At 59.3% G+C, this 20,387-nt stretch carries 21 protein-coding genes and 1 riboswitch; of the genes, 13 read left to right on the top strand and 8 right to left on the bottom strand.

Features of this window, described 5'->3' with window-relative positions:
* Nucleotides 1–189 precede the first annotated feature (189 nt).
* Genes ABOK31_RS09780 through ABOK31_RS09765 form a run of 4 tightly spaced genes read left to right on the top strand, consistent with a single transcriptional unit; the run spans nt 190 to nt 4,071 of the window.
* Nucleotides 190–1,143 (top strand): sugar ABC transporter permease, encoded by a 954-nt coding sequence (locus ABOK31_RS09780; protein WP_349958790.1) that lies wholly within the window; start codon nt 190–192, stop codon nt 1,141–1,143.
* 12 nt (nt 1,144–1,155) lie between these two features.
* Nucleotides 1,156–1,995: a carbohydrate ABC transporter permease gene (locus ABOK31_RS09775; RefSeq protein ID WP_174180061.1), complete on the top strand. Its 840-nt coding sequence runs from the start codon at nt 1,156–1,158 to the stop codon at nt 1,993–1,995.
* Complete coding sequence (locus ABOK31_RS09770) at nt 1,992–3,056, top strand: Gfo/Idh/MocA family oxidoreductase (RefSeq protein ID WP_349958787.1); 1,065 nt, start codon at nt 1,992–1,994, stop codon at nt 3,054–3,056. The genes ABOK31_RS09775 and ABOK31_RS09770 overlap by 4 nt, the downstream gene beginning before the upstream one ends.
* Before the next feature lie 10 nt (nt 3,057–3,066).
* Nucleotides 3,067–4,071, top strand: coding sequence for an ABC transporter ATP-binding protein (locus ABOK31_RS09765; protein ID WP_349958785.1), 1,005 nt, complete (start codon nt 3,067–3,069; stop codon nt 4,069–4,071).
* Between the two features lie 65 nt (nt 4,072–4,136).
* Here the strand turns inward: ABOK31_RS09765 and ABOK31_RS09760 are convergent, their stop codons facing one another.
* On the bottom strand, nt 4,137–4,742 hold the full coding sequence (locus ABOK31_RS09760; protein WP_349958783.1) for a TetR/AcrR family transcriptional regulator: 606 nt from the start codon (nt 4,740–4,742) through the stop codon (nt 4,137–4,139).
* A gap of 120 nt (nt 4,743–4,862) precedes the next feature.
* Here ABOK31_RS09760 and ABOK31_RS09755 point away from each other — a divergent pair, with 120 nt between their 5' ends.
* The 4 genes from ABOK31_RS09755 to phnF all read left to right on the top strand — a co-directional run bounded on the left by ABOK31_RS09755 (nt 4,863) and on the right by phnF (nt 7,273).
* Nucleotides 4,863–5,309 carry a Tautomerase enzyme gene (locus ABOK31_RS09755; RefSeq protein ID WP_174180053.1) on the top strand — a complete coding sequence of 149 codons (447 nt, stop codon included), beginning with the start codon at nt 4,863–4,865 and terminating at the stop codon, nt 5,307–5,309.
* Between the two features lie 70 nt (nt 5,310–5,379).
* Entirely contained in the window at nt 5,380–5,772 is a 393-nt protein-coding gene (locus tag ABOK31_RS09750) for a VOC family protein (RefSeq protein ID WP_349958909.1), read from the top strand.
* Nucleotides 5,773–5,856: 84 nt separating this feature from the next.
* Nucleotides 5,857–6,543, top strand: coding sequence for a class I SAM-dependent methyltransferase (locus ABOK31_RS09745; protein ID WP_349958780.1), 687 nt, complete (start codon nt 5,857–5,859; stop codon nt 6,541–6,543).
* Nucleotide 6,544: 1 nt separating this feature from the next.
* On the top strand, nt 6,545–7,273 hold the full coding sequence (gene phnF, locus ABOK31_RS09740; protein ID WP_349958779.1) for a phosphonate metabolism transcriptional regulator PhnF: 729 nt from the start codon (nt 6,545–6,547) through the stop codon (nt 7,271–7,273).
* Nucleotides 7,274–7,294: 21 nt separating this feature from the next.
* Here phnF and ABOK31_RS09735 read toward each other — a convergent pair whose 3' ends face one another.
* From ABOK31_RS09735 to ABOK31_RS09705, 7 genes are all read right to left on the bottom strand, one after another.
* The gene (locus ABOK31_RS09735) at nt 7,295–7,645 is read right to left on the bottom strand and encodes a VOC family protein (protein WP_349958777.1); all 351 of its coding nucleotides are present in this window, start codon (nt 7,643–7,645) and stop codon (nt 7,295–7,297) included.
* A gap of 58 nt (nt 7,646–7,703) precedes the next feature.
* Entirely contained in the window at nt 7,704–8,180 is a 477-nt protein-coding gene (locus tag ABOK31_RS09730) for a 6,7-dimethyl-8-ribityllumazine synthase (RefSeq protein ID WP_075850959.1), read from the bottom strand.
* 90 nt (nt 8,181–8,270) lie between these two features.
* A riboswitch (FMN riboswitch) is annotated at nt 8,271–8,417 on the bottom strand.
* A gap of 106 nt (nt 8,418–8,523) precedes the next feature.
* Nucleotides 8,524–9,585, bottom strand: coding sequence for an ABC transporter ATP-binding protein (locus tag ABOK31_RS09725; protein ID WP_174180044.1), 1,062 nt, complete (start codon nt 9,583–9,585; stop codon nt 8,524–8,526).
* Between the two features lie 11 nt (nt 9,586–9,596).
* Complete coding sequence (locus ABOK31_RS09720; protein ID WP_174180042.1) at nt 9,597–10,385, bottom strand: ABC transporter permease; 789 nt, start codon at nt 10,383–10,385, stop codon at nt 9,597–9,599.
* The gene (locus ABOK31_RS09715; protein ID WP_349958775.1) at nt 10,382–11,275 is read right to left on the bottom strand and encodes an ABC transporter permease subunit; all 894 of its coding nucleotides are present in this window, start codon (nt 11,273–11,275) and stop codon (nt 10,382–10,384) included. Before ABOK31_RS09715 ends, ABOK31_RS09720 begins: the two co-directional genes overlap by 4 nt.
* 73 nt (nt 11,276–11,348) lie before the next feature.
* Nucleotides 11,349–12,452 carry an extracellular solute-binding protein gene (locus ABOK31_RS09710; protein WP_174180038.1) on the bottom strand — a complete coding sequence of 368 codons (1,104 nt, stop codon included), beginning with the start codon at nt 12,450–12,452 and terminating at the stop codon, nt 11,349–11,351.
* A 189-nt stretch (nt 12,453–12,641) separates the two neighbouring features.
* Nucleotides 12,642–13,514, bottom strand: a complete 873-nt coding sequence (locus ABOK31_RS09705; protein ID WP_095435308.1) for a MurR/RpiR family transcriptional regulator — start codon at nt 13,512–13,514, stop codon at nt 12,642–12,644.
* 180 nt (nt 13,515–13,694) lie between these two features.
* On the opposite strand from ABOK31_RS09705, the gene ABOK31_RS09700 reads away from it, so the two are divergent.
* From ABOK31_RS09700 to ABOK31_RS09680, 5 genes are all read left to right on the top strand, one after another.
* Nucleotides 13,695–14,462: an N-formylglutamate amidohydrolase gene (locus ABOK31_RS09700; RefSeq protein ID WP_349958772.1), complete on the top strand. Its 768-nt coding sequence runs from the start codon at nt 13,695–13,697 to the stop codon at nt 14,460–14,462.
* Nucleotides 14,463–14,588: 126 nt separating this feature from the next.
* Nucleotides 14,589–16,160, top strand: coding sequence for an amino acid permease (locus tag ABOK31_RS09695; RefSeq protein ID WP_174180034.1), 1,572 nt, complete (start codon nt 14,589–14,591; stop codon nt 16,158–16,160).
* 126 nt (nt 16,161–16,286) lie between these two features.
* On the top strand, nt 16,287–17,657 hold the full coding sequence (locus ABOK31_RS09690; protein WP_349958770.1) for a glutamine synthetase family protein: 1,371 nt from the start codon (nt 16,287–16,289) through the stop codon (nt 17,655–17,657).
* A gap of 153 nt (nt 17,658–17,810) precedes the next feature.
* Nucleotides 17,811–19,196 (top strand): aldehyde dehydrogenase family protein, encoded by a 1,386-nt coding sequence (locus ABOK31_RS09685; RefSeq protein ID WP_349958769.1) that lies wholly within the window; start codon nt 17,811–17,813, stop codon nt 19,194–19,196.
* Nucleotides 19,193–20,341: an iron-containing alcohol dehydrogenase gene (locus tag ABOK31_RS09680; protein WP_349958767.1), complete on the top strand. Its 1,149-nt coding sequence runs from the start codon at nt 19,193–19,195 to the stop codon at nt 20,339–20,341. The genes ABOK31_RS09685 and ABOK31_RS09680 overlap by 4 nt, the downstream gene beginning before the upstream one ends.
* Nucleotides 20,342–20,387 lie beyond the last annotated feature (46 nt).

Raw genomic sequence — 20,387 nt, 5'->3', positions numbered from 1 at the left:
ACGGGCGAGGGGTCTTTCGGGCTCCTCGCCCTTTTCGTTGTTTGGATGATTGGATGGGCGATCGTTTTCGCTTCTGCATTCGACACGCCCGATGTCGCTTCCATTCGGCTGAAGAGCCGAGGCAGCGGGTGGATTTGAACCTTAGAGCTGCTGCGTCGGCATGCAGCCAAGAAAAACAGGCAGAAAGCCATGAGCGACGCTGCGACATCAGATGCCCTTGAGGTGACGCCGATCAGGCGCTCCAAGCGCTGGCACATCCTCGTCTTCCTTTTCCCGGCCTTCGTCGTCTATACGGCGGTCATGATCCTGCCGCTGATCGAGACATTGCGCCTGTCGCTCTACAATGTTGTCGACAACCAATCTGTCTTCGTCGGCCTGAACAATTTCAAGGTGTTGTTCGGCGATGACCGCTGGTCGCATGATTTCTGGAATGCGCTGCGCAACAACCTGATCTTCTTCGTCATCCACATGTGCGTGCAGAATCCGATCGGTGTCGCGCTGGCTGCACTCCTGTCGCTGCCGAAGCTGCGTTTCGTCGCCTTCTATCGCACGGCCATATTCCTGCCGACGCTGCTTTCCTTCGTCGTCGTCGGCTTCATCTGGAAGCTGATCCTCTCGCCGCTCTGGGGTGTTGCGCCCGAGCTTCTGAATGTCATCGGTCTGAAATCGTTCTTCGCCCCGTGGCTCGGCAGGCCGAGCACGGCGCTGATTACCGTCGCGCTTATCTCGGTCTGGCAATATGTCGGCATTCCGATGATGCTGATCTATGCCGCGCTGCTCAACATCCCCGAAGAGGTGATCGAAGCCGCTGAATGTGACGGAATTACCGGCTGGAGCCAGTTCTGGAAGATCAAGCTGCCGCTGGTGCTGCCGGCAATCGGCATCATCTCGATCCTGACTTTCGTCGGCAATTTCAACGCGTTCGACCTGGTCTATACCGTGCAAGGGGCTTTGGCGGGACCGGATGGCTCGACCGATATCCTCGGTACGCTGCTTTACCGCGTGTTCTTCGGCTTCCAGCTGCAGCTGGGTGACCGCTCGATGGGGGCGACGATCGCGACGGTGATGTTCCTCATCATTCTGGCCGGCGTCTCCTTCTATCTTTTCATCGTGCAGCGGCGCATCCGTCGCTATCAGTTCTGAGGAGCGCGACCCATGTCCAAGGCACGCACTTCCCTTGTCCGCACCGGCTTCGTCCATCTGGCGCTCATCGCCTACACACTCGTCGCCATTTTTCCGGTGTTCCTGACGGTCATCAACTCCTTCAAGGATCGCGCCTCGATTTTCCGGGCACCCTTGAGCGTCCCGACGCCGTCCTCCTTCAGCATGATCGGCTATGACACCGTTCTGAAGCAGGGGGATTTCTTCACCTATTTCCAGAACAGCTTCGTCGTGACGATCGTCTCGATCATCCTGACGCTGCTGTTTGGAGCGATGGCCGCATTCGCGCTGTCGGAATACCGTTTCCGCGGCAATACGGTCATGGGGCTTTATCTGGCGATCGGCATTATGATCCCGATCCGTCTTGGCACGGTCGCGATCCTGCAGGGCATGGTCGCCGCCGGCCTCGTCAACACGCTGACGGCGCTGATCCTGGTCTATACCGCGCAAGGCTTGCCGCTGGCGATCTTCATCCTGTCCGAGTTCATGCGGACGGTTTCCGACGATCTGAAGAATGCCGGTCGCATCGACGGTCTCAGCGAATACGCGATCTTCTTCCGTCTGGTGCTGCCGCTGGTCCGTCCGGCGATGGCGACGGTGGCAGTTTTCACCATGATCCCGATCTGGAACGATCTGTGGTTCCCGCTGATTCTGGCGCCGAGCGAAGCGACCAAGACGGTGACGCTCGGATCGCAGATCTTCATCGGCCAGTTCGTTACCAACTGGAACGCGGTGCTGGCAGCCCTGACGCTCGCCATCCTGCCAATCCTCATCCTCTACGTTATCTTCTCGCGTCAACTCATTCGCGGCATTACATCCGGAGCAGTCAAGTGAGCCCATCTGAAAAGCCGATCCGCGTTCTCGTTGCCGGCCTTGGCAATATGGGCCGCAGCCATGCGCTGGCCTATCACCACAATCCGGGCTTCGAGATTGTCGGCCTGGTCAACCGCTCCAAGCGCGAACTGCCTGAGGAGCTGCGGGGATATACGGTCCATCCGGATTTCGAGACCGCGTTGAAGGAGCTGAAACCGGACCTCTGCTCCATCAATACCTATTCCGACAGCCATGCCGATTTTGCGGTCATGGCCTTCGAAGCCGGCTGCCACGTCTTCGTCGAGAAGCCGCTGGCGACGACCGTCGAAGATGCCGAGCGTGTGGTCGCGGCTGCGAAAAAGGCCGGCAAGAAGCTGACGATCGGCTACATCCTGCGCCATCATCCCTCGTGGATGCGGTTGATTGCCGAAGCGCGTAAGCTCGGCGGCCCCTACGTATTCCGCATGAACCTCAATCAGCAATCGAGCGGTCCGACCTGGGAGACGCACAAGGCGCTGATGCAAAACACGTCGCCAATCGTCGATTGCGGCGTACATTATGTCGACGTCATGTGCCAGATCACCGACGCCAAGCCCGTCGAGGTACGTGGGATGGGTCTGCGGCTGACGCAGGAAATCAAGCCGGACATGTATAATTACGGCCATCTCCAGGTGATTTTCGAAGACGGTTCTGTCGGCTGGTACGAAGCCGCCTGGGGTCCGATGATCTCGGAGACGGCTTTCTTCGTAAAGGATGTGATGTCGCCGAACGGCTCGGTCTCGATCGCCATGGATCAGAATGCCAAGTCCGATGATATCGACATGCACACGAAGACGTCGGTTATCCGGCTGCACAACGCCGAGACTGGCCCGAACGGCCAGTTTATCCGGCCGGATCAGGATCTGCATATGGATGGCGAACCGGGCCATCAGGAGCTCTGCGACTTCGAGCAGGCCTTCATGCTGAAGGCCATCCGCGAGGATATCGACCTCAATCGCCATATGGACGATGCCGTTCAATCGCTGCGCATATGCCTTGCCGCCGATGAGAGCGTGCGCACCGGCAAGCCTGTTTATCTATAAGGACAAGACTGTGGGATCGCTTCAACTGAAATCCATCCGCAAGGCCTACGGTACGCATGACGTGCTGAAGGGTATCGACCTCGAAGTGCAGGATGGTGAGTTCGTCATCTTCGTTGGTCCTTCCGGCTGCGGCAAGTCGACCCTTCTGCGCAGCATTGCTGGCCTGGAGGACGTGACCTCCGGTGCCGTGCTGATCAATGGCCAGGATGTGACGGTGACGCCGCCGGCCAAGCGCGGCATTTCGATGGTGTTCCAGTCCTATGCGCTCTATCCGCATCTGACTGTGAAGGACAATATGGGGCTTGGCCTCAAGCAGGCCGGTACCGCGAAGGCCGAAATCGAAAGCCGCGTCGGGAAAGCTTCCGGTATGCTGTCGCTCGAGCCCTATCTGGCTCGCCGTCCTTCAGAGCTTTCCGGCGGCCAGCGCCAGCGTGTCGCCATCGGCCGCGCCATCGTGCGCGAACCCGAGCTTTTCCTTTTCGATGAGCCGCTGTCGAACCTCGATGCGGCGCTGCGTGTCCAGACCCGCCTCGAAATCGCCCGGCTGCATCGCAGCCTGAAAGCGACGATGATCTATGTCACTCACGACCAGGTCGAGGCGATGACGCTTGCCGACAAGATCGTCGTGCTCAATGCCGGTGCGATCGAGCAGATCGGTTCGCCGATGGAGCTTTATAACCGCCCGGCCAACACCTTCGTTGCCGGCTTCATCGGCTCGCCGCAGATGAATTTCATCCCAGCAGAACGGCTCGGCGAAAGCGGTGCCAAGACCGTCGGCATCCGCCCCGAACATATCACGCTGTCGCGCGATCAGGGCACATGGGCGGCCAAGGTCATCCATGTCGAGCATCTCGGTGCCGATACGATCATCTACCTCGAATCCGAGGCCACCGGCCTTCTGACCGCGCGTCTCTTCGGCGAACATAGATATGAGCCGGACGAGATGGTCTATGCGACGCCGGATGCAAGCCAGATGCATCGTTTCGATGCGAACGACAAGGCGATCCGGGCGTAAATGGCCCGCCGAGGCGGAGCGGCAAGCTTCGCCTCGGCTATTCCTTCATCACGTGAATTGCATCGTCATTCGCCTTGTGGCCGCGAAGGATTGCCGGCCGTCAGGGCAGCCCGTTCAATGACTTCGGCTATGTGCACGGAAAGGGTGGGATCGGAGACGGCGCGGGCAAGCGTCAGACCACCGCTCAGCGTTGCGAGAAGAACGATGGCACGATCCTCCGCCGTTGTTTCGCCAGGGTTTGCGCTTTCCGGCAGGCCGGCGGCAACATCCGCGATCAATTTTCTCAACTCTACCGTATAGACGCCGCGTGTTTCTTCATCGGCACGCATCACATCGGGGGAAAGGCTCGGCAGCGTGCAGCTATCGCCGAGATCGCAGGTCCGCTTGTAACCGAGATAGAAGCTGGCAAGTGCCTTCAACCAGTCTTTCGGCTGATTTTGCCTGAGCACCAGGATCGCTTGGCGCAACTCTTCCAATCCTTCCACGACAGCGGTGCGAAACGCTTCGCTCTTGGACTTGAAATGTCCGTAGAAGGCGCCGTTGGTGACGCCGGCCGCTTTCGTCAGCGCATCGATGCCCGCGCCGCCATAGCCTTCCTTGCGAAAGACTTGCCCTGCCGCCGCGACGACCCGCGTCCGGGTTTCTTCCTTATGTTCGGCGCTATAGCGCATTATCGCCTCCATTAAGAGTGATCTCTCTTTATCTATTGCGTAGAGAGTGATCGGTGTGTATCGTTAAAGAGTGATCGGTATATATCAATTGCCGTCACAGGTCCAACAAGGAGATATCCCATGCCCATTACACTCACCGTATCCGAAGGGTTGCTTTCGTCCGAAGCGCAGGCGCAAGCTTTTGCTGGATTGACGGATGCAGTCCTCGATGTTGCCGGCTTGACCGGGAATGCATTCATGACGGCCAATGTCATCGGGTCGATCAACGTGCTTCCGGCCGAACACGTGCTGGCAGCCGGAAAGCCCGTTGCCGCGGCCTTCATCGAACTCAAGCTGCCCGAAATCGCGCTCGCGACCGCCGAAGCCAAGTGCGCTTTCATTGCAAGAGCGACTGATGTCGTCGAACAGGCGGCCGAAGGGCGGATCAAGCGCGAGCATATCTGGTCGAATATAGTTTATGCGCCTGAAGGCGCCTGGGGCATTGCGGGCCAAAGCTACAGCAATGCTGATCTGGTCGGCGCCATTGCGAGCGCCGCAGCGCCCGAGGTCGAAGCTCATCGCGCTTGAGTTGAAGCAATTGGCATCAATACCGGGCGGCCGCGTGGGCCGCTCGTCCGACAACAAGGGGAGTCAGGAGTTGCAACTCGCCAATTATCTGTTTTTCACGACGCATTGTGAGGACGCGCTTGCCTTCTATACGGCCTGCGGGCTTGGCCAAGTGACGCTGTTGGTCCGTCATGGTGCGGATGGGATACCGCTTGCCCGCGAAGCAATGCGGGGCAGGGTAATGCACGCTCGCTTCGAGGGGCCAGGCGTCTTGTTCTTCGCCTCCGACAATCATGACGCCGAGCCGATGCGCGGCTCTGCGCACATGCTCATGATGGATGATCGCGGTAGCACTGGCGAGATTTTTGCCCGGCTTGCCGAGGGCGGTACCGTAACGACGCCGCTCGCCGTGCAGCCTTGGGGCAGCTACTACGGCAAGCTGACGGATCGGTATGGCGTGCAATGGATGGTCGATTGCGTGTAGTAGTCCGGTCGTCCGGACGAATTCATATGATTGTCATGAGACGTGGCTATCAAGGGGGCAGTCCACTCCAACAGCGAGAGCATCATGACGAGCGCAGCAACGACTTATGCAACCTGGCACAAGGAACCGCAGGGCGACGCCGCAATGGCGGAATCGCACAGCCCCTATTGGCGGCATTTCATCGAAACGGTGCCGGAGCGGGATTTCTCCTCGAAGACTGTCCTGGACTTCGGCTGCAATCGCGGTGGTTTTTTGCGGCTGCTTTATGCCATGCGGCCGTTCCGACGCGGCGTTGGCATTGATATCGCTTCGGAGTCCGTGGCTGCCGCTGTCGAAGCTGTCGGCAATATGCCGCTGCAGTTTCATGTGACGACCGATTTATTGCCTTTTGCCGACAGCTTCGATGTGGCCTTCAGCTATGAGGTGATCTATCTGCTGCCGGAACTGAAAGAGCATGCCGAGGGGATGTTCCGGGCCATGCGCGATGGGGGCGTCTATTACGCGGTGACCGGGTGCCACAATGAAATGCCGCTTTGGCCGAAATGGCTCGAACTGATCGGCAACAACAGCAATGCGCCGATGCAGGATCGCTCGCCACAGGACTATATCGAGGCGTTCACGACGGCCGGCTTCGATGTTTCCGTCAGGCGTTTCGGCTATGACGGTTTCGTGCGCGCGACGAAGGACCGCAAATACTATCCGAGCATTCTCGATGCGTTGAGCTATCCGGCCGAATACAAGCTTCTGTTCCGGCTCGAGAAGCGCATCTGACATGGAGACGATCGATCGCAAGGGCGGCAGCGCCCTCTGGCATCAGATCGGCGAGATCCTGGCGGCTGATATTGCCACCGGGACTTTCGCGCCAGGAGAGAAATTGCCGACCGAGCCTGAGCTGATGCAGCGCTTCGGTGTCAGCCGCTTCACCGTGCGTCAGGCGCTGGGCCATCTGGAGCAGCGCGGACTGGTGCGTGCCGAGCAGGGACGGGGAACCTTCGTTCATAGGGGCGTGCTCGACTATACGCTGTCGAAGCGCACCCGTTTTCACAAGAACCTGATCGAGCAAGGTTTCGAGCCGGGCGGCGAGTTGCTCGTCCACGAAATCGTGCCGGCGACGGAACGCGTTGCCAGCTATCTGAAGCTGGCGGTTGGGGCACTGGTCATCCATCGTCGCGGCGTGATGACGGCCGATAGCATTCCGGTCGAATTGGGCGATTCCTATTATCCGGCTGACCGTTTTCCCGATTTCGACAAGGCCAGATTGCAGCATCCGACAATCTCGGCGGCACTCGCGAGCTATGGCGTTACCGACTACGAGCGCTTGCAGACGGAGATCGAGGCGCGCATGCCGACAGCCGAGGAGGCGCGGATCTTGCGCCAGCCGAAATCAACACCGCTGCTGGTGACGCGCAAGGTGGATGCGGATGCGGCGGGTATGCCGATAACCTACTCGGAATCGGTCTGGCCGGCTGAACGCACCACGTTCAATCTCGATTTGCGATAGAGAGCGTCCGCGAGCTTTGCGTCAGCGGTGGGAGAGGATGTTGACGACCTTGCCGAAGGGATCGCGGACATAGAAACGGCGAACGCCCCAGGGCTCGTCCGTAAGGTCATACAGTATCCCGAAGCCCATGGATGTGGCGCGCTGATAGAGTCCGTCGACATCGTCGACTTCGATGGAGAGATCGGGGACGAGTGTTCCCGAACCGCCTTCGCTGGCGACGCTGATCTGCGGAACCGTTGCCGCTTCGGAGGCGAAGGTGACGATCCAGCCGTGATCCATGACGACGTCGAGGCCGAGCAGGTCATGGTAGAAGAGACGGGCCGTGGCGGGATCGGCGGCAGGGAGGTTAGGGATGATGCGTAGGACGGTCACTGACGTTTCTCCCTTGTGATGTGGAGGCGGGCTTTGGCCGCGCCTCCACTACGCTGGTTCAGACCGTGACGGCCGGTAGCAGCTTGGCGCGTTCGCTGAGGATATGGCGGCAGGCGCTGGCCACTTCGCGGCCCTTGATGATGAAATGTTCCTTGAAGAACTGGATATGTGCTTCCGACTCCTGGAAATGATGCGGCGTCAGAACCGCCGAGAGGATCGGCACACCGGTATCGAGCTGGACGCGCATCATTGCGTCGAGGACCGTGTTCGCAACGAATTCATGGCGATAGATGCCACCGTCGACAACGAAAGCGGTGGCGACGATCGCGGAATAGCGGCCGTTGCGGGCAAGGGTCTGCGCATGCAGCGGAATTTCCAGTGCGCCGGGCACGTCGAAGATATCGATCGGCGATGCGCCTTCCACCGTCTGCCATTCGGCAACGAAGGAGTCGACCGAGCGGTCGACGATGTCAGCATGCCAGCGAGCCCGAATGATCGCGATGCGGCTCGGCTGGGTAGAAATCGAAATGGTCATGAATTTTGCCTTTCAAGGGTTGTTGTCAATTATCCCTTGGGCGAACACGCATGAACGCAGCACTCCCCGCGCGGAGGAGGGTACGACCCTGCTTGCTCTCTTCCATCCGGACTATACCGTCGGCTCCGGCCTCTCACCGGATCTGCTGACCCTTCCGAAAACTCGGAAGGCGCTCGCGGGCTCGGGGAAAATCCCCATACCGCCGGTGGGGAATTGCACCCCGCCCTGAGAACGCCTGGACTATAGATGCTTTCCCTCATGGAAATCAAAGAAAAACGCCGGGCTTTTGACCCGGCGTTTGCAAATAATTTTTCAAACTAGCCCTATGAGGCGAGGCGGCTTCTCAATCCTGGATGACCAGCAGGTCGGAGGAGGCGAAGCGCAGCGTCACCTTCTCGCCAACGCTCGGAGGCATCATGCCGGGGCTGTTGAACATGTCGAAGGAAATCGTGTTGCCAGCGACGTTCATACGAGTGCGGATGACGGAGCCCAGGAAGTGTGCCGAGGAAACCTCGCCCGTCAGCGCCGTGTCGCCCTTGGCCGATTCCGCCAGTGAGCCGGCTTCCGGACGCAGGGCGAGCGATACGGTATCGCCCGGCTTGTAGGCCGTGACCGACTGCTTCAGGGTCACGCCCTGATCACCGATCATGATCCGGTTGCTGTCGGGATCGACGACCTTGCCCTCGATCAGGTTCAGCGTACCGACGAAGGAGGCGACGAAGCGCGTTGCCGGCGTGTTATAGATCTCGAACGGCGTGCCGATCTGGTCGGCGCGGCCGGCATTCATGACGACGATGCGATCGGAGATCGACAGAGCTTCTTCCTGATCGTGCGTCACGAAAACTGTGGTGATGCCCAGCTGCTGCTGGATGGCGCGGATTTCCTCGCGCAGTGATACACGGATCTTGGCGTCGAGGGCCGAGAGCGGCTCGTCGAGCAGGAGGACCTGCGGCTTGACCGCGATGGCGCGGGCGAGCGCCACGCGCTGCTGCTGGCCGCCGGACATCTGATAGGGATAGCGGCCGGCGAGGTGATCGAGCTTGATGAGAGCAAGCATTTCCTTGACGCGCTTGTCGATGTCGGGCTTCGCCATCCCGGCGACCTTGAGGCCGAAAGCGACGTTGTCGTGCACCGTCATGTTCGGGAACAGCGCGTAAGCCTGGAACACCATGCCGATATTGCGCTGGTTCGGTTTTAACGCCCGCTGATCCTTGCCGTTGATCGACAGGGTGCCGGCGGTCGGTGTTTCGAAACCGGCGATCATGCGCAGCACGGTCGTCTTGCCGCAACCCGAAGGTCCGAGGAAGGAGATGAATTCTCCCTTCTCGATGTTCATATTGAAATCGTGAACGACGTGGATATCGCCGAAGGACTTCTTGATGTGGGTGAGTTCGAGAAAAGCCATGGTGAGGAGCCTTACGCCTTAATCGGAGCCAATTTGGAGAAGCGGGAAACGAGCTGCAGGAAGCCCATGCTGAGCCAGGTCACTGCAAGCGCGATGATGGCCAGTGCCGAGGACTGATAGGCCTGGTTGGCGCCGACGAGCTGCATGTAGGGGCCGAAAGCCGGCCGATTAAGCAACGATGCCATCGTGAATTCGCCCATGACGATCGCCAGTGTGATGAACGCGCCGGAGAGAACGCCACTCATGACATTGGGGAAGATGCAGCGGAACATGATGGTCGTCCACTTCGCGCCAAGGCTTTCCGCCGCTTCCGTCAGGGTGCCGACGTCGATCGTGCGCATCGCCGTATCGACCGAACGATACATATAGGGGAGCGACAAGACAATATAGGAGCAGACCAGTAGGAAATTCGTGGTCTGCTCGAAGCCCGTCAGAGGCAGGATCGAGGACGAATTATAGAGACGCAAATAGCCGAAGACGATGACGATTGCCGGGATGACCAGCGGCATCAGGGTGATGAATTCGACGATCGGGCGTAGCTGCGGCAAACGAAGCCGGACCCAATAGGCCGTGGGAACCACGAGCAACATGCCGACGATGATGGTCAGCACGGCCATGAGCATGGAATAGCCGAACGCATAGAGAAAGTGCGAGTCGGAAAAGACCGAAGCGTAGGCGTCGAAACTATAGGCGTCGCGGCGCATGCGCAGCGAGAATTCCAGCGTGCCGATGAGCGGGACGATGAAATAGATGGCGCCGATGACGACCGCGATCCAGGCGAAGAATTTCTGCAGCTTCATTTCTGCCACCGTTCTGCGCGCATGCGCATGATGATGTAAATGACGTTGGAAATGCCTGTTATGACGATCATGCCGAGAGCCATCGCATAGCCGAGATTGGCGTTATGCAGGACGTCGCCGCGGATCTGTGCATAGAGCTGGATCGGGATGATGTTCAGCGAGCTGCCCGTCAGCGCGATGGCCGTTGCGATGGCGCCGAAAGCGTTGGCAAACAGCAGCAGTGTCGTGCCAAGCAGGCTCGGCCAGAGGATGGGCAGCGCCACCATCAGCCAATATTGCCAGTTGGTGGCTCCGAGGATGGAGGCGGCTTCGCGCCATTCCTTCTTCATGCCGTCCAGGGCGGGCGTGATGATCAGCACCATCAGCGGAATCTGGAAGTACATGTAGGTGACGGTCAGGCCAATGAAGCTGTAGAGATTGAAGCCCGTCGCATAGAGGTTGAAGCCCAACCAGTCTCTCATCAACACGGTGACGAGGCCGAGGCGGCCGATCGTGGCGATGAACGCGAATGCCAGGGGCACGCCGGCAAAGTTGGAGGCAACGCCGGAAAAGGTGAGAAACGTGTGGCGCACCCAGCCCGGCAAGCCGCCCATGACCAAGGCCCAGGCAAGGTAGAAGCCGATCAGGGCGCCGCCGAGCGAAGACGTGACCGACACCTTGATGCTGATCCAGTAGGAATCCCAGATCGACTTGGTGAACAGATCGCCGATGTTCTTCAGCGTCAGGCTGCCGTCGGGCGTCAGAAAGGCGCCGGCGATCAGGTAGATCGTCGGGAGAATCAGAAACAGCAGCGCGAAGATCAGGAAGGGCGCTATGCCCAGCCAGTCGACAACCACGCGTTTGTTGATCAGGGGGGGACTGCTGATCGTTGATGTTGTCACGGTGCTCATGATTGGCCCAATCCGCGGCGTCAAAAAAACGGAAAACCTCCCCGCTTGAGCGGGGAGGTCGTGTCAGGTTTGATTACTGTACGTTCGAACCGACGACGGAATCCCACTTGGTGGTGATGGCGGCCTTGCCTGCATCCTGCTCGTCGAGCGTCGGGAATACGGCCTTTTCGTAGGCAGCGGCCGGCGGCAGCTTGTCGAGAAGTTCCTGCGGGACCTTCTTGTTCTTCGCCAGGTCGTTGAAGCGGATCGGGTGGCAATAGCCCTTCAGCCAGCCGATCTGGCCTTCGTCGGAATAGAGGAACTCCATCCAGAGCTTTGCAGCGTTCGGATGCGGAGCGAAGGCCGAGATCGCCTGGACGTAAACGCCTGCGATAACGCCCGAAGCCGGAACGGTGACGTCAACCGGCGGGTTGCCGTTCAGGCTGTCGCGCCAGGAAAGACCGTTGTAGTCCCATGCGACGACGATCGGGGTAGCGCCCTGTGCGAGCGAAGCGGACTTGCCGATGACCGGAACGAAATTGCCTGCCTTGTTCAGCTTGGCGAAGTAGCCGAGACCGGCTTCACCGACCTTGGTGGCGTCCTTCTCGCCGGCAGCGAGGCCGGCGGCGTAGACGGCCTGAACGGCCTGGTTCGAGGTGCGCGGGTCACCTGCGAGCGAAACAGTGTTGGCATATTCCGGCTTCAGGAGGTCAGCCCAGTCCTTCGGCGGGTTCTTTACGACGTCCTTGTTGGTGACGAAGGAGAGAACGCCGTAGTAGTCGCCGTACCAGTAGCCTTCGGAATCCTTGGCGCTGTCCGGAATGGAATCCCAGGTGGAAACCTTGTAAGGCTGCAGCAGGCCTTCCTTCTTGGCGGTCGGGCCGAAAGAGAGACCAACGTCGATCACGTCCGGAGCCTGCGGGCCGGTATTGCCCTTGTTGGCGCGGATTGCTTCGACTTCATCGCCCGAGCCGGCATCCGGGTTCAGTTCGTTGACTTCGATACCGTACTTCGCCTTGAATGCAGCGATCAGGTCACCATAACCGCACCAGTTGTGGGGCAGGGCGATGGTGGTCAGCGTGCCTTCCTTCTTGGCGGCAGCGATGAGATCGGCGCTCGGTTCTGCGGCCGCAATAGCCGTCGAAGCGACGAGCATCGCGGTGGAGATTGTCAGAAGACGATGAATTTTCGAGATCACTGCATTTCCTCCTTTTGGGTTTTCAGTGTCTGGCGTTGCTGTTAATGACGTTACATGAAGGTTGTGTGACGACTTCAAAGCGTTGCGTTTGCTGAAAACGCAGTCGATTTTTGCTTCTAATCGACAAGTATGACAGTCGCTGTATTTCACGCTGCTCCACGAACCGTTATTTTGTGTTTTCATTCCCCTTCAGCTTAGCTTGCGAAACAACTTTGTTTGTTCGAAAAGACCTTCCAGTGTCTTCATGCGCTCGCTTGTCTCGTCCCATGTCGAGCTTTGCACGGCTTCGATTAGGGCTTCGACGATAAAGAGAGTGACAACCGACGAATCCCAAGCGGACGGCGCCTCGATCTGCACGCGAAACGTGTATTTCGCATGCTTGGCGGCAGGCGTTGCCCACTGGTCGGTGAAGACGATGATTTCGGCGCCGCGGCGGCGGGCGGCGGCGGCCAGATTGACCATTTCCTGCTCGTAACGCCTGATGTCGAATATGACGAGCAGATCGCCCGGATTCATGTTCAGGACATATTGCGGCCAGGTGCTTGAATTGGAAGAAAGCAGCGTCGTGTTGGGTCGGATGACCTGCATATGGGTGAAGAAATACTCGGCAAGCGCCCCCGTAATGCGCCCCCCCACGAAATAGAGGCCGCGTTTCCTCTCCGACAGCAGTGCCGCAACGCCGTCGAACGTCGCCACATCGATATCCGACAGGGTCTGTCGCAGGTTGCCCATGATAGCGTCGGCGAAACGATTGAGGATATGCGTGCCTGGCGCATTAGACGCCCAGCGATCGTGCTTCGTCAGCGGGTTGGAGATCGTTGCCTCGACCTCTTGATGAAGATGGGCCTGGAAGTCCGGATAGCCTTTGTATCCGAGCTTCTGCACCATGCGCGCGACCGTCGGTGTCGAAACCCGCGCATTCTCTGCAACGGTGGTAATGCTGCCCAGCCCGGAAACGGGATAGTTGTCGAGCAGGCTCTTGGCGAGCTGCTTTTCGGCGCGCGTCAGCGTGTCAAAGCGCGCGTTGATCACGTCCGAAACTGTCTTCGACGCATTGTTCACTCGATTTTTGCTCCCCGGGACGGTCTGATGCCGCTTTCCTCTCAGGATATAACAACGCTGTCACATTTCGAGTCAATGTCACAAATGAAGAAATAATTTCAGTTTCCAGTTGACAGCGACGAAAACCTGAAGAATTCTTTTCTTATAAACATTTTATTAATCGGCAATGGGGCGTCTCCGATGCTTGCGCAGCAAGGCATTTTGACGAAGGCGGACGGCGATTGTGTTGCGGTCGAAAGACCGGACGGAAGCAGTGCGGTCCTGCTCGTCTGCGAGCATGCCTCTTTCGCGCTTCCGGAGCGGTTCGGCGATCTTGGGCTTTCCGTCGAGGCGCTTTCCAGCCATATCGCCTGGGATCCGGGCGCACTCGCGGTTGCAAGAGGAATTTCCGCCGGCTTGAATGCCACCTTGGTTTTTCAGCGCTTCTCCCGGCTGATTTATGATTGCAACCGGCCGCCGGAAAGCGCTGGTGCCATGCCGGAGACGAGCGAGATCTATACAATCCCCGGCAATCAGCATCTGGGCGAGGCGGATAGGCAGGCGCGTACGGAAGGGCTCTACATTCCGTTTCACGATCGCATTCGGGCGCTCTTGAAGGAGCGGGCGGCGCGCGGACAAAAAACCGTGATCGTGACAATCCACAGTTTCACGCCGGTCTATAATGGCAAACCACGGGCAGTGGAGCTTGGCATTCTGCATGACGAAGACCGTTGGCTGGCCGATCGCATGCTGGATGCCTCGGCTGAGGCGCCGCTCTATCAGACAGAGCGCAACCAGCCTTACGGACCTGAAGATGGTGTGACCCATACGTTGAAGCTGCATGGGCTCGCCAATGGTCTGCATAACGTAATGATCGAGGTCCGCAACGACCTCATTCGAGATGACGTCGGCCAAGGGGTCATGGCCGATTATCTGACGGGGCTTCTCCAGAGCAGTCTGGAAGCCTGAGCATAAAAGAAAAAGACCCCGGGGAGCAGTTCAACTGCGATCGGGCCGCATGGCAAAACGCCAGCGGTCAATGTGACACATGGTTCTCCGCAATCCCGCGGACGACCGGGCTTTAGGGGGAATGGCATGTCTGATTATTCAGAGTTAGACAAAAAGCAGGATATTCATATTCTGCACTCCATGGGCTATGCCCAGGAGCTGGAACGGCGCATGAGTTCATTCTCGAATTTCGCCATTTCCTTCTCCATCATCTGCATTCTATCAGGCGGTATCAACTCGCTCGCACAGGCAACGTCGGGTGCAGGCGGTGCCGCAATCGGTATCGGGTGGCCGCTTGGCTGCCTGATTTCGGGTGTTTTCGCGCTCTCGATGGCGCAGATTTCCTCGGCCTATCCCACCGCCGGTGGCCTCTATCACTGGGGTTCGATCCTCGGTAACCGCTTCACCGGCTGGCTGACGGCTTGGCTCAATCTTCTTGGCCTGATCACCGTGCTTGGCGCGATCAATGTGGGTACCTGGGGCTTCTTCAGCGGCTCCATCGCCCCCTGGTTCGGCATCGCCGTCGATACCAACACTTCGGCCGGTTTTGCCAACCAGATCATTTTCGTCGCCATCATCACCGGCCTGCAAGCCTTGATCAATCACTTCGGCATCAGGCTCACGGCAAAACTGACCGACATGTCCGGCTACCTGATCTTCGCTGCCGCGATCGCGCTGACCATCGTCTGCCTGATCGGCGTGAAGAGCTGGGACATCAGCCGCATCTGGACCTTCACCAACTATTCCGGCACGCCGGAAGGTGATGCTTCCGTTTGGCCGAAGATGGACAATATCTGGTACGTCTTCGCCCTTGGTCTGTTGTTGCCGATCTACACGATCACGGGTTATGACGCCTCTGCGCATACGTCCGAAGAGACCGTAAAGGCCTCCAGCTCCGTACCGCGAGGCATGGTCTCCTCGGTCTGGTGGTCGTCGTTGTTCGGCTACATCATGCTGCTGGCCTTCCTCCTGGCGATCCCGGACATGAACGAGGCATCGAAGCAGGGCTGGAACGTCTTCTTCTGGACGATCAACAGCATCACCAACCCCGTCGTCGCCAACATCCTCTATGTTGCGATCTTCATCTCGCAGCTGCTGTGCGGCCTTGCGACCGTGACATCCGCATCGCGCATGATCTATGCCTTCTCGCGTGACGGCGGCCTGCCATTCTCGAAGTCGCTTGCCAGCGTCAGCCCGAGGTTCCGCACGCCTTCCGTCGCCATCTGGACGGCCGCGATTCTTGCGGTCCTGTTCGTCTGGGGCGCTTCGCTCGTCACGATCGCCGGCTCTTCGGCCTACACCATCGTCGTGTCGTGCACCGTCATCTTCCTGTTCCTCTCCTTCACCGTGCCGATCGTCCTCGGCATCAAGGCGATCGGAACCGCGAAATGGCCGAAGATGGGGCCGTGGAACATGGGTATCGGCACCTATAAGCTGGTCTCGGTTCTGGTGATCATTGCTATGGCGATCATTTTCATCATCGGCGTGCAGCCGCCGAATGAATGGGCGCTCTACATCACAATCGGCTTCCTGGTACTGACCGCAATCATCTGGTTTGCCTTTGAAAAGCGCCGTTTCCAGGGGCCACCGATCGGGGACATGATTGCCAAGCGTCAGGCCGATATCGCCGCCGCCGAACGAGCTGTCGGCGAGGTGTGATCCTCATCCATCATCAATCCGGCAGGGGCCGCGGCCGCGGCCCCATCCAACTTGACGAGCGGCTCCGGTGATACATCCGGCCGTGCCGCTGGCCGACCCACTTCTATCTTTCAGGCGGACCAAATTATGAGCAGCAGCTATACGTTCGACGACCTCAAGCGAGATGTGGCCGAAGGGCGCATCGATACGGTTCTGGCATGTCAGGTCGACATGCAGGGCCGGTTGATGGGCAAGCGCTTCCAGGCGGAATTCTTCATCGAAAGCGCCTGGAAGGAAACGCATAGCTGCAACTACCTGCAGGCGACGGATATCGAGATGGAAACCGTCTCCGGCTACAAGTCGACGAGCTGGGAGAAGGGCTACGGCGACTATACGATGAAGCCGGATCTCGCCACGCTGCGCCGCATCCCCTGGCTGGAAGGCACGGCGCTCGTCCTCTGCGACGTGCTTGACCACCATACTCATGAGGAAGTCGCGCATTCGCCGCGCGCCATCCTCAAGAAGCAGGTGAAGCGGCTGGAAGCCATGGGGATGAAAGCCTACATGGCTTCGGAGCTCGAATTCTTCCTGTTCGACCAGAGCTACGACAGCGCCCGTGAATCCGGCTATCGCAATCTCAATCTCGTCAGCGGCTACAACGAGGATTACCACATCTTCCAGACCACGAAGGAAGAAGATGTGATGCGGGCGATCCGCAAGGGACTGCAGGGTGCCGAGATCCCCGTCGAAAACTCCAAGGGCGAGGCTTCGGCCGGCCAGGAGGAAATCAACGTCCGCTATGCCGATGCGCTGACCATGGCGGACCGTCACGCCATCATCAAGAACGGCTGCAAGGAGATTGCCTGGTCGAAGGGCAAGGCCATTACCTTCCTGGCCAAGTGGAATTACAGCGCTGCCGGCAGTTCATCCCATATCCATCAGTCGCTCTGGAGCGCGGACGGCAAGACGCCGCTGTTCTTCGACAAGGAAAAAGAACACGGCATGACGCCGATGATGAGGCATTACGTTGCCGGCCTTCTGACGCATGCCAGCGAGATCACCTATTTCCTGGCGCCCTATATCAACTCCTACAAACGCTTCGTTGCCGGCACCTTCGCCCCCACCAAGGCGATCTGGAGCACGGATAATCGCACGGCCGGCTATCGCCTGTGCGGTGCCGAGACCAAGAGCATCCGTATCGAGTGCCGTGTCGGCGGCTCCGACCTCAATCCTTATCTCGCATTTGCGGCCCTGATCGCTGCCGGCATCGACGGGATCGAGAACAAGCTTGAGCTGGAGGCGCCCTTCGTCGGCGACGCCTATGGCGCACGCGAAGTTCGCGAGATTCCGCGCACCCTGCGTGGCGCGACCGAGGCCCTGACCAATTCGAAGATGCTGCGTGCCGCCTTTGGCGACGATGTCATCGATCACTATACCCGCGCTGCCGAATGGGAGCAGGAGGAGTACGATCGTCGCATCACCGATTGGGAAGTGGCGCGCGGATTCGAAAGAGCGTAAGGCTTTTGCGATCTGCCTCTTGCCCGATTTTCGTTCTAGGGTCAGGCAGAGGCGCCGAGATGCCAGCACACCTGCCGTTTCCTTTTGAAGGCGGCCAAAGGTTGTGCAACATCCGGCAATCAATTGGATGACCAGGAAAACAGGAATTCGATCATGACCATGATCACATGCGTCTCCCCGGTGAACGGAGAGGTTTATGCCGAACGTCCGGCCTTGCCGCTGGATGCCGCCAAGGAAGTTGTGGCTCGCGCTCGCAAGGCACAGAAGGATTGGGCACGCCGCCCGCTGGAAGATCGTGTCCAGCTCGTGCTGAAGGGTGTCGCCCGGCTTAATGAGATGGCCGATGTGGTCGTGCCGGAGCTTGCCTGGCAGATGGGCCGCCCGATCAAATATGGCGGCGAGTATCGCGGCTTCAACGAGCGCTCCAACTACGTCGCATCGATCGCCGCTGATGCGCTGGCACCCTTGGTCGTCGAGGACAGCGCCAATTTTGCCCGCCGCATCGAGCGCGAGCCGCATGGCGTCGTCTTCGTCATCGCGCCCTGGAATTATCCTTATATGACGGCGATCAATACGGTCGCCCCGGCGCTGATGGCCGGCAATGCCGTCATTCTCAAACATGCAAGCCAGACGTTGCTCGTCGGCGAGCGGCTCGTGCAGGCCTTTGTCGAGGCCGGCGTTCCCGCCGATGTCTTCCAGAATGTCTTCCTCGATCACGAAACGACATCGGCGCTGATCGCAGCCGGCAGTTTCAACTTCGTCAATTTCACCGGCTCCGTCGAAGGCGGCCGGTCGATCGAGCGGGCGGCTGCGGGTACGTTCACCAGCCTCGGGCTCGAGCTTGGCGGCAAGGACCCGGGCTATGTCATGGAAGATGCGGATCTCGACGCTGCCGTCGATACGCTGATGGATGGCGCCACCTTCAATTCCGGCCAGTGCTGCTGCGGCATCGAGCGCATTTACGTGCATGAATCGCTCTACGACAGCTTCGTCGAAAAGTCCGTCGCCTGGGTTTCGAACTACAAGCTCGGCAATCCGCTTGACCCCGAGACGTCGCTCGGGCCGATGGCGCACAAGCGCTTTGCCAAGGTGGTGCGTGAGCAGATCGCCGATGTGGTTGCCAAGGGTGCGAAGGCGCTGGTCGACCCGAAGCTGTTCCCGGCCGACGACGGTGGCGCCTATCTCGCGCCGCAGATCCTCGTCAACGTCGATCATTCGATGGCTTTCATGCGCGAGGAGACTTTCGGTCCGGCCGTCGGTATCATGAAGGTGAAGAGCGATGCGCAAGCGCTGGAGCTGATGAATGACAGCCCCTACGGCCTGACGGCTTCGCTCTGGACGAAGGATGTCGAGCGCGCCTCGCGGATCGGCCGCGAGATCGAAACCGGCACCGTCTTCATGAACCGCGCCGACTATCTCGATCCGGCACTGTGCTGGACCGGCGTCAAGGAAACCGGCCGCGGCGGCTCGCTGTCGATCATCGGTTTCCACAATCTGACGCGCCCGAAATCCTATCACCTGAAGAAAGTAACAGCATGAGCAACATCTCAGCCAATTGGAGCTATCCGAACGCCTTCAAGCTCGGCCGCGGCCGGATCAAGGAACTGGCGGACGCCTGCAAGAGCCTGGGCATGAAGAAGCCGCTCCTGGTCACCGACCGCGGCCTTGCCTCGATGGCGATCACCAAGACGGCCCTGGATATCCTGGAAGATGCGGGTCTGGGCCGGGCGCTTTTTGCCGATGTCGATCCGAACCCGAACGAGAAGAACCTCGAAGCCGGCGTGAAGGCCTTCAAGGATGGCGGTCACGATGGCGTCGTCGCCTTCGGCGGCGGTTCAGGCCTGGATCTTGGCAAGTGCGTCGCCTTCATGGCTGGCCAGACACGGCCGGTTTGGGATTTCGAAGATATTGGTGACTGGTGGACCCGCGCCAACGTCGAAGGCATCGCGCCGATCGTCGCCGTGCCGACGACGGCAGGCACCGGTTCGGAAGTCGGCCGTGCCAGCGTCATCACCAATTCCGCGACGCATGTGAAGAAGATCATTTTCCATCCGAAATTCCTGCCCGGCGTCGTCATCGCCGATCCGGAACTGACCGTTGGCATGCCGAAGATCATTACGGCGGGTACGGGCATGGATGCGTTTGCCCATTGCCTGGAAGCCTATTCCTCGCCCTTCTATCATCCGATGTCGGCCGGTATCGCGCTGGAAGGCATGCGGCTCGTCAAGGAATTCCTGCCGCGCGCCTATCGCGAAGGAACCGATCTCGAAGCTCGCGCCAACATGATGAGTGCTGCCGCCATGGGCGCCGTCGCTTTCCAGAAGGGCCTTGGCGCCATCCACGCGCTCTCCCATCCGATTGGCGCCGTCTACAACACGCATCACGGCATGACCAATGCCGTCGTCATGCCGGCCGTCCTGCGTTTCAACCGCAAGGCCATCGAAGACAAGATCGCACGTGCCGCAGCCTATCTCGGCATTTCGGGCGGTTTTGACGGCTTCTATGACTATGTGCTGCAGTTGCGTGCGGAACTCGGCGTACCGGAAAGCCTCTCGGCCATGGGGATCGCCCCTGACCGGATTGACGAGCTCTCCGCCATGGCAATCGAAGATCCAAGCGCCGGCGGCAATCCGGTGGCGATGACCTTGGAAAACACCAAGGCTCTGTTCCGCGACTGCTTCTGAGATTCAGTTCTCGGTTGAATATTGATTATGCCACGCGATCCCGCGT

It is taken from the genome of Rhizobium sp. ZPR4, from assembly GCF_040215725.1.
Classification (GTDB): Bacteria; Pseudomonadota; Alphaproteobacteria; order Rhizobiales; family Rhizobiaceae; genus Rhizobium; species Rhizobium rhizogenes_D.
This window is presented reverse-complemented; position numbering and strand designations above follow the sequence as displayed.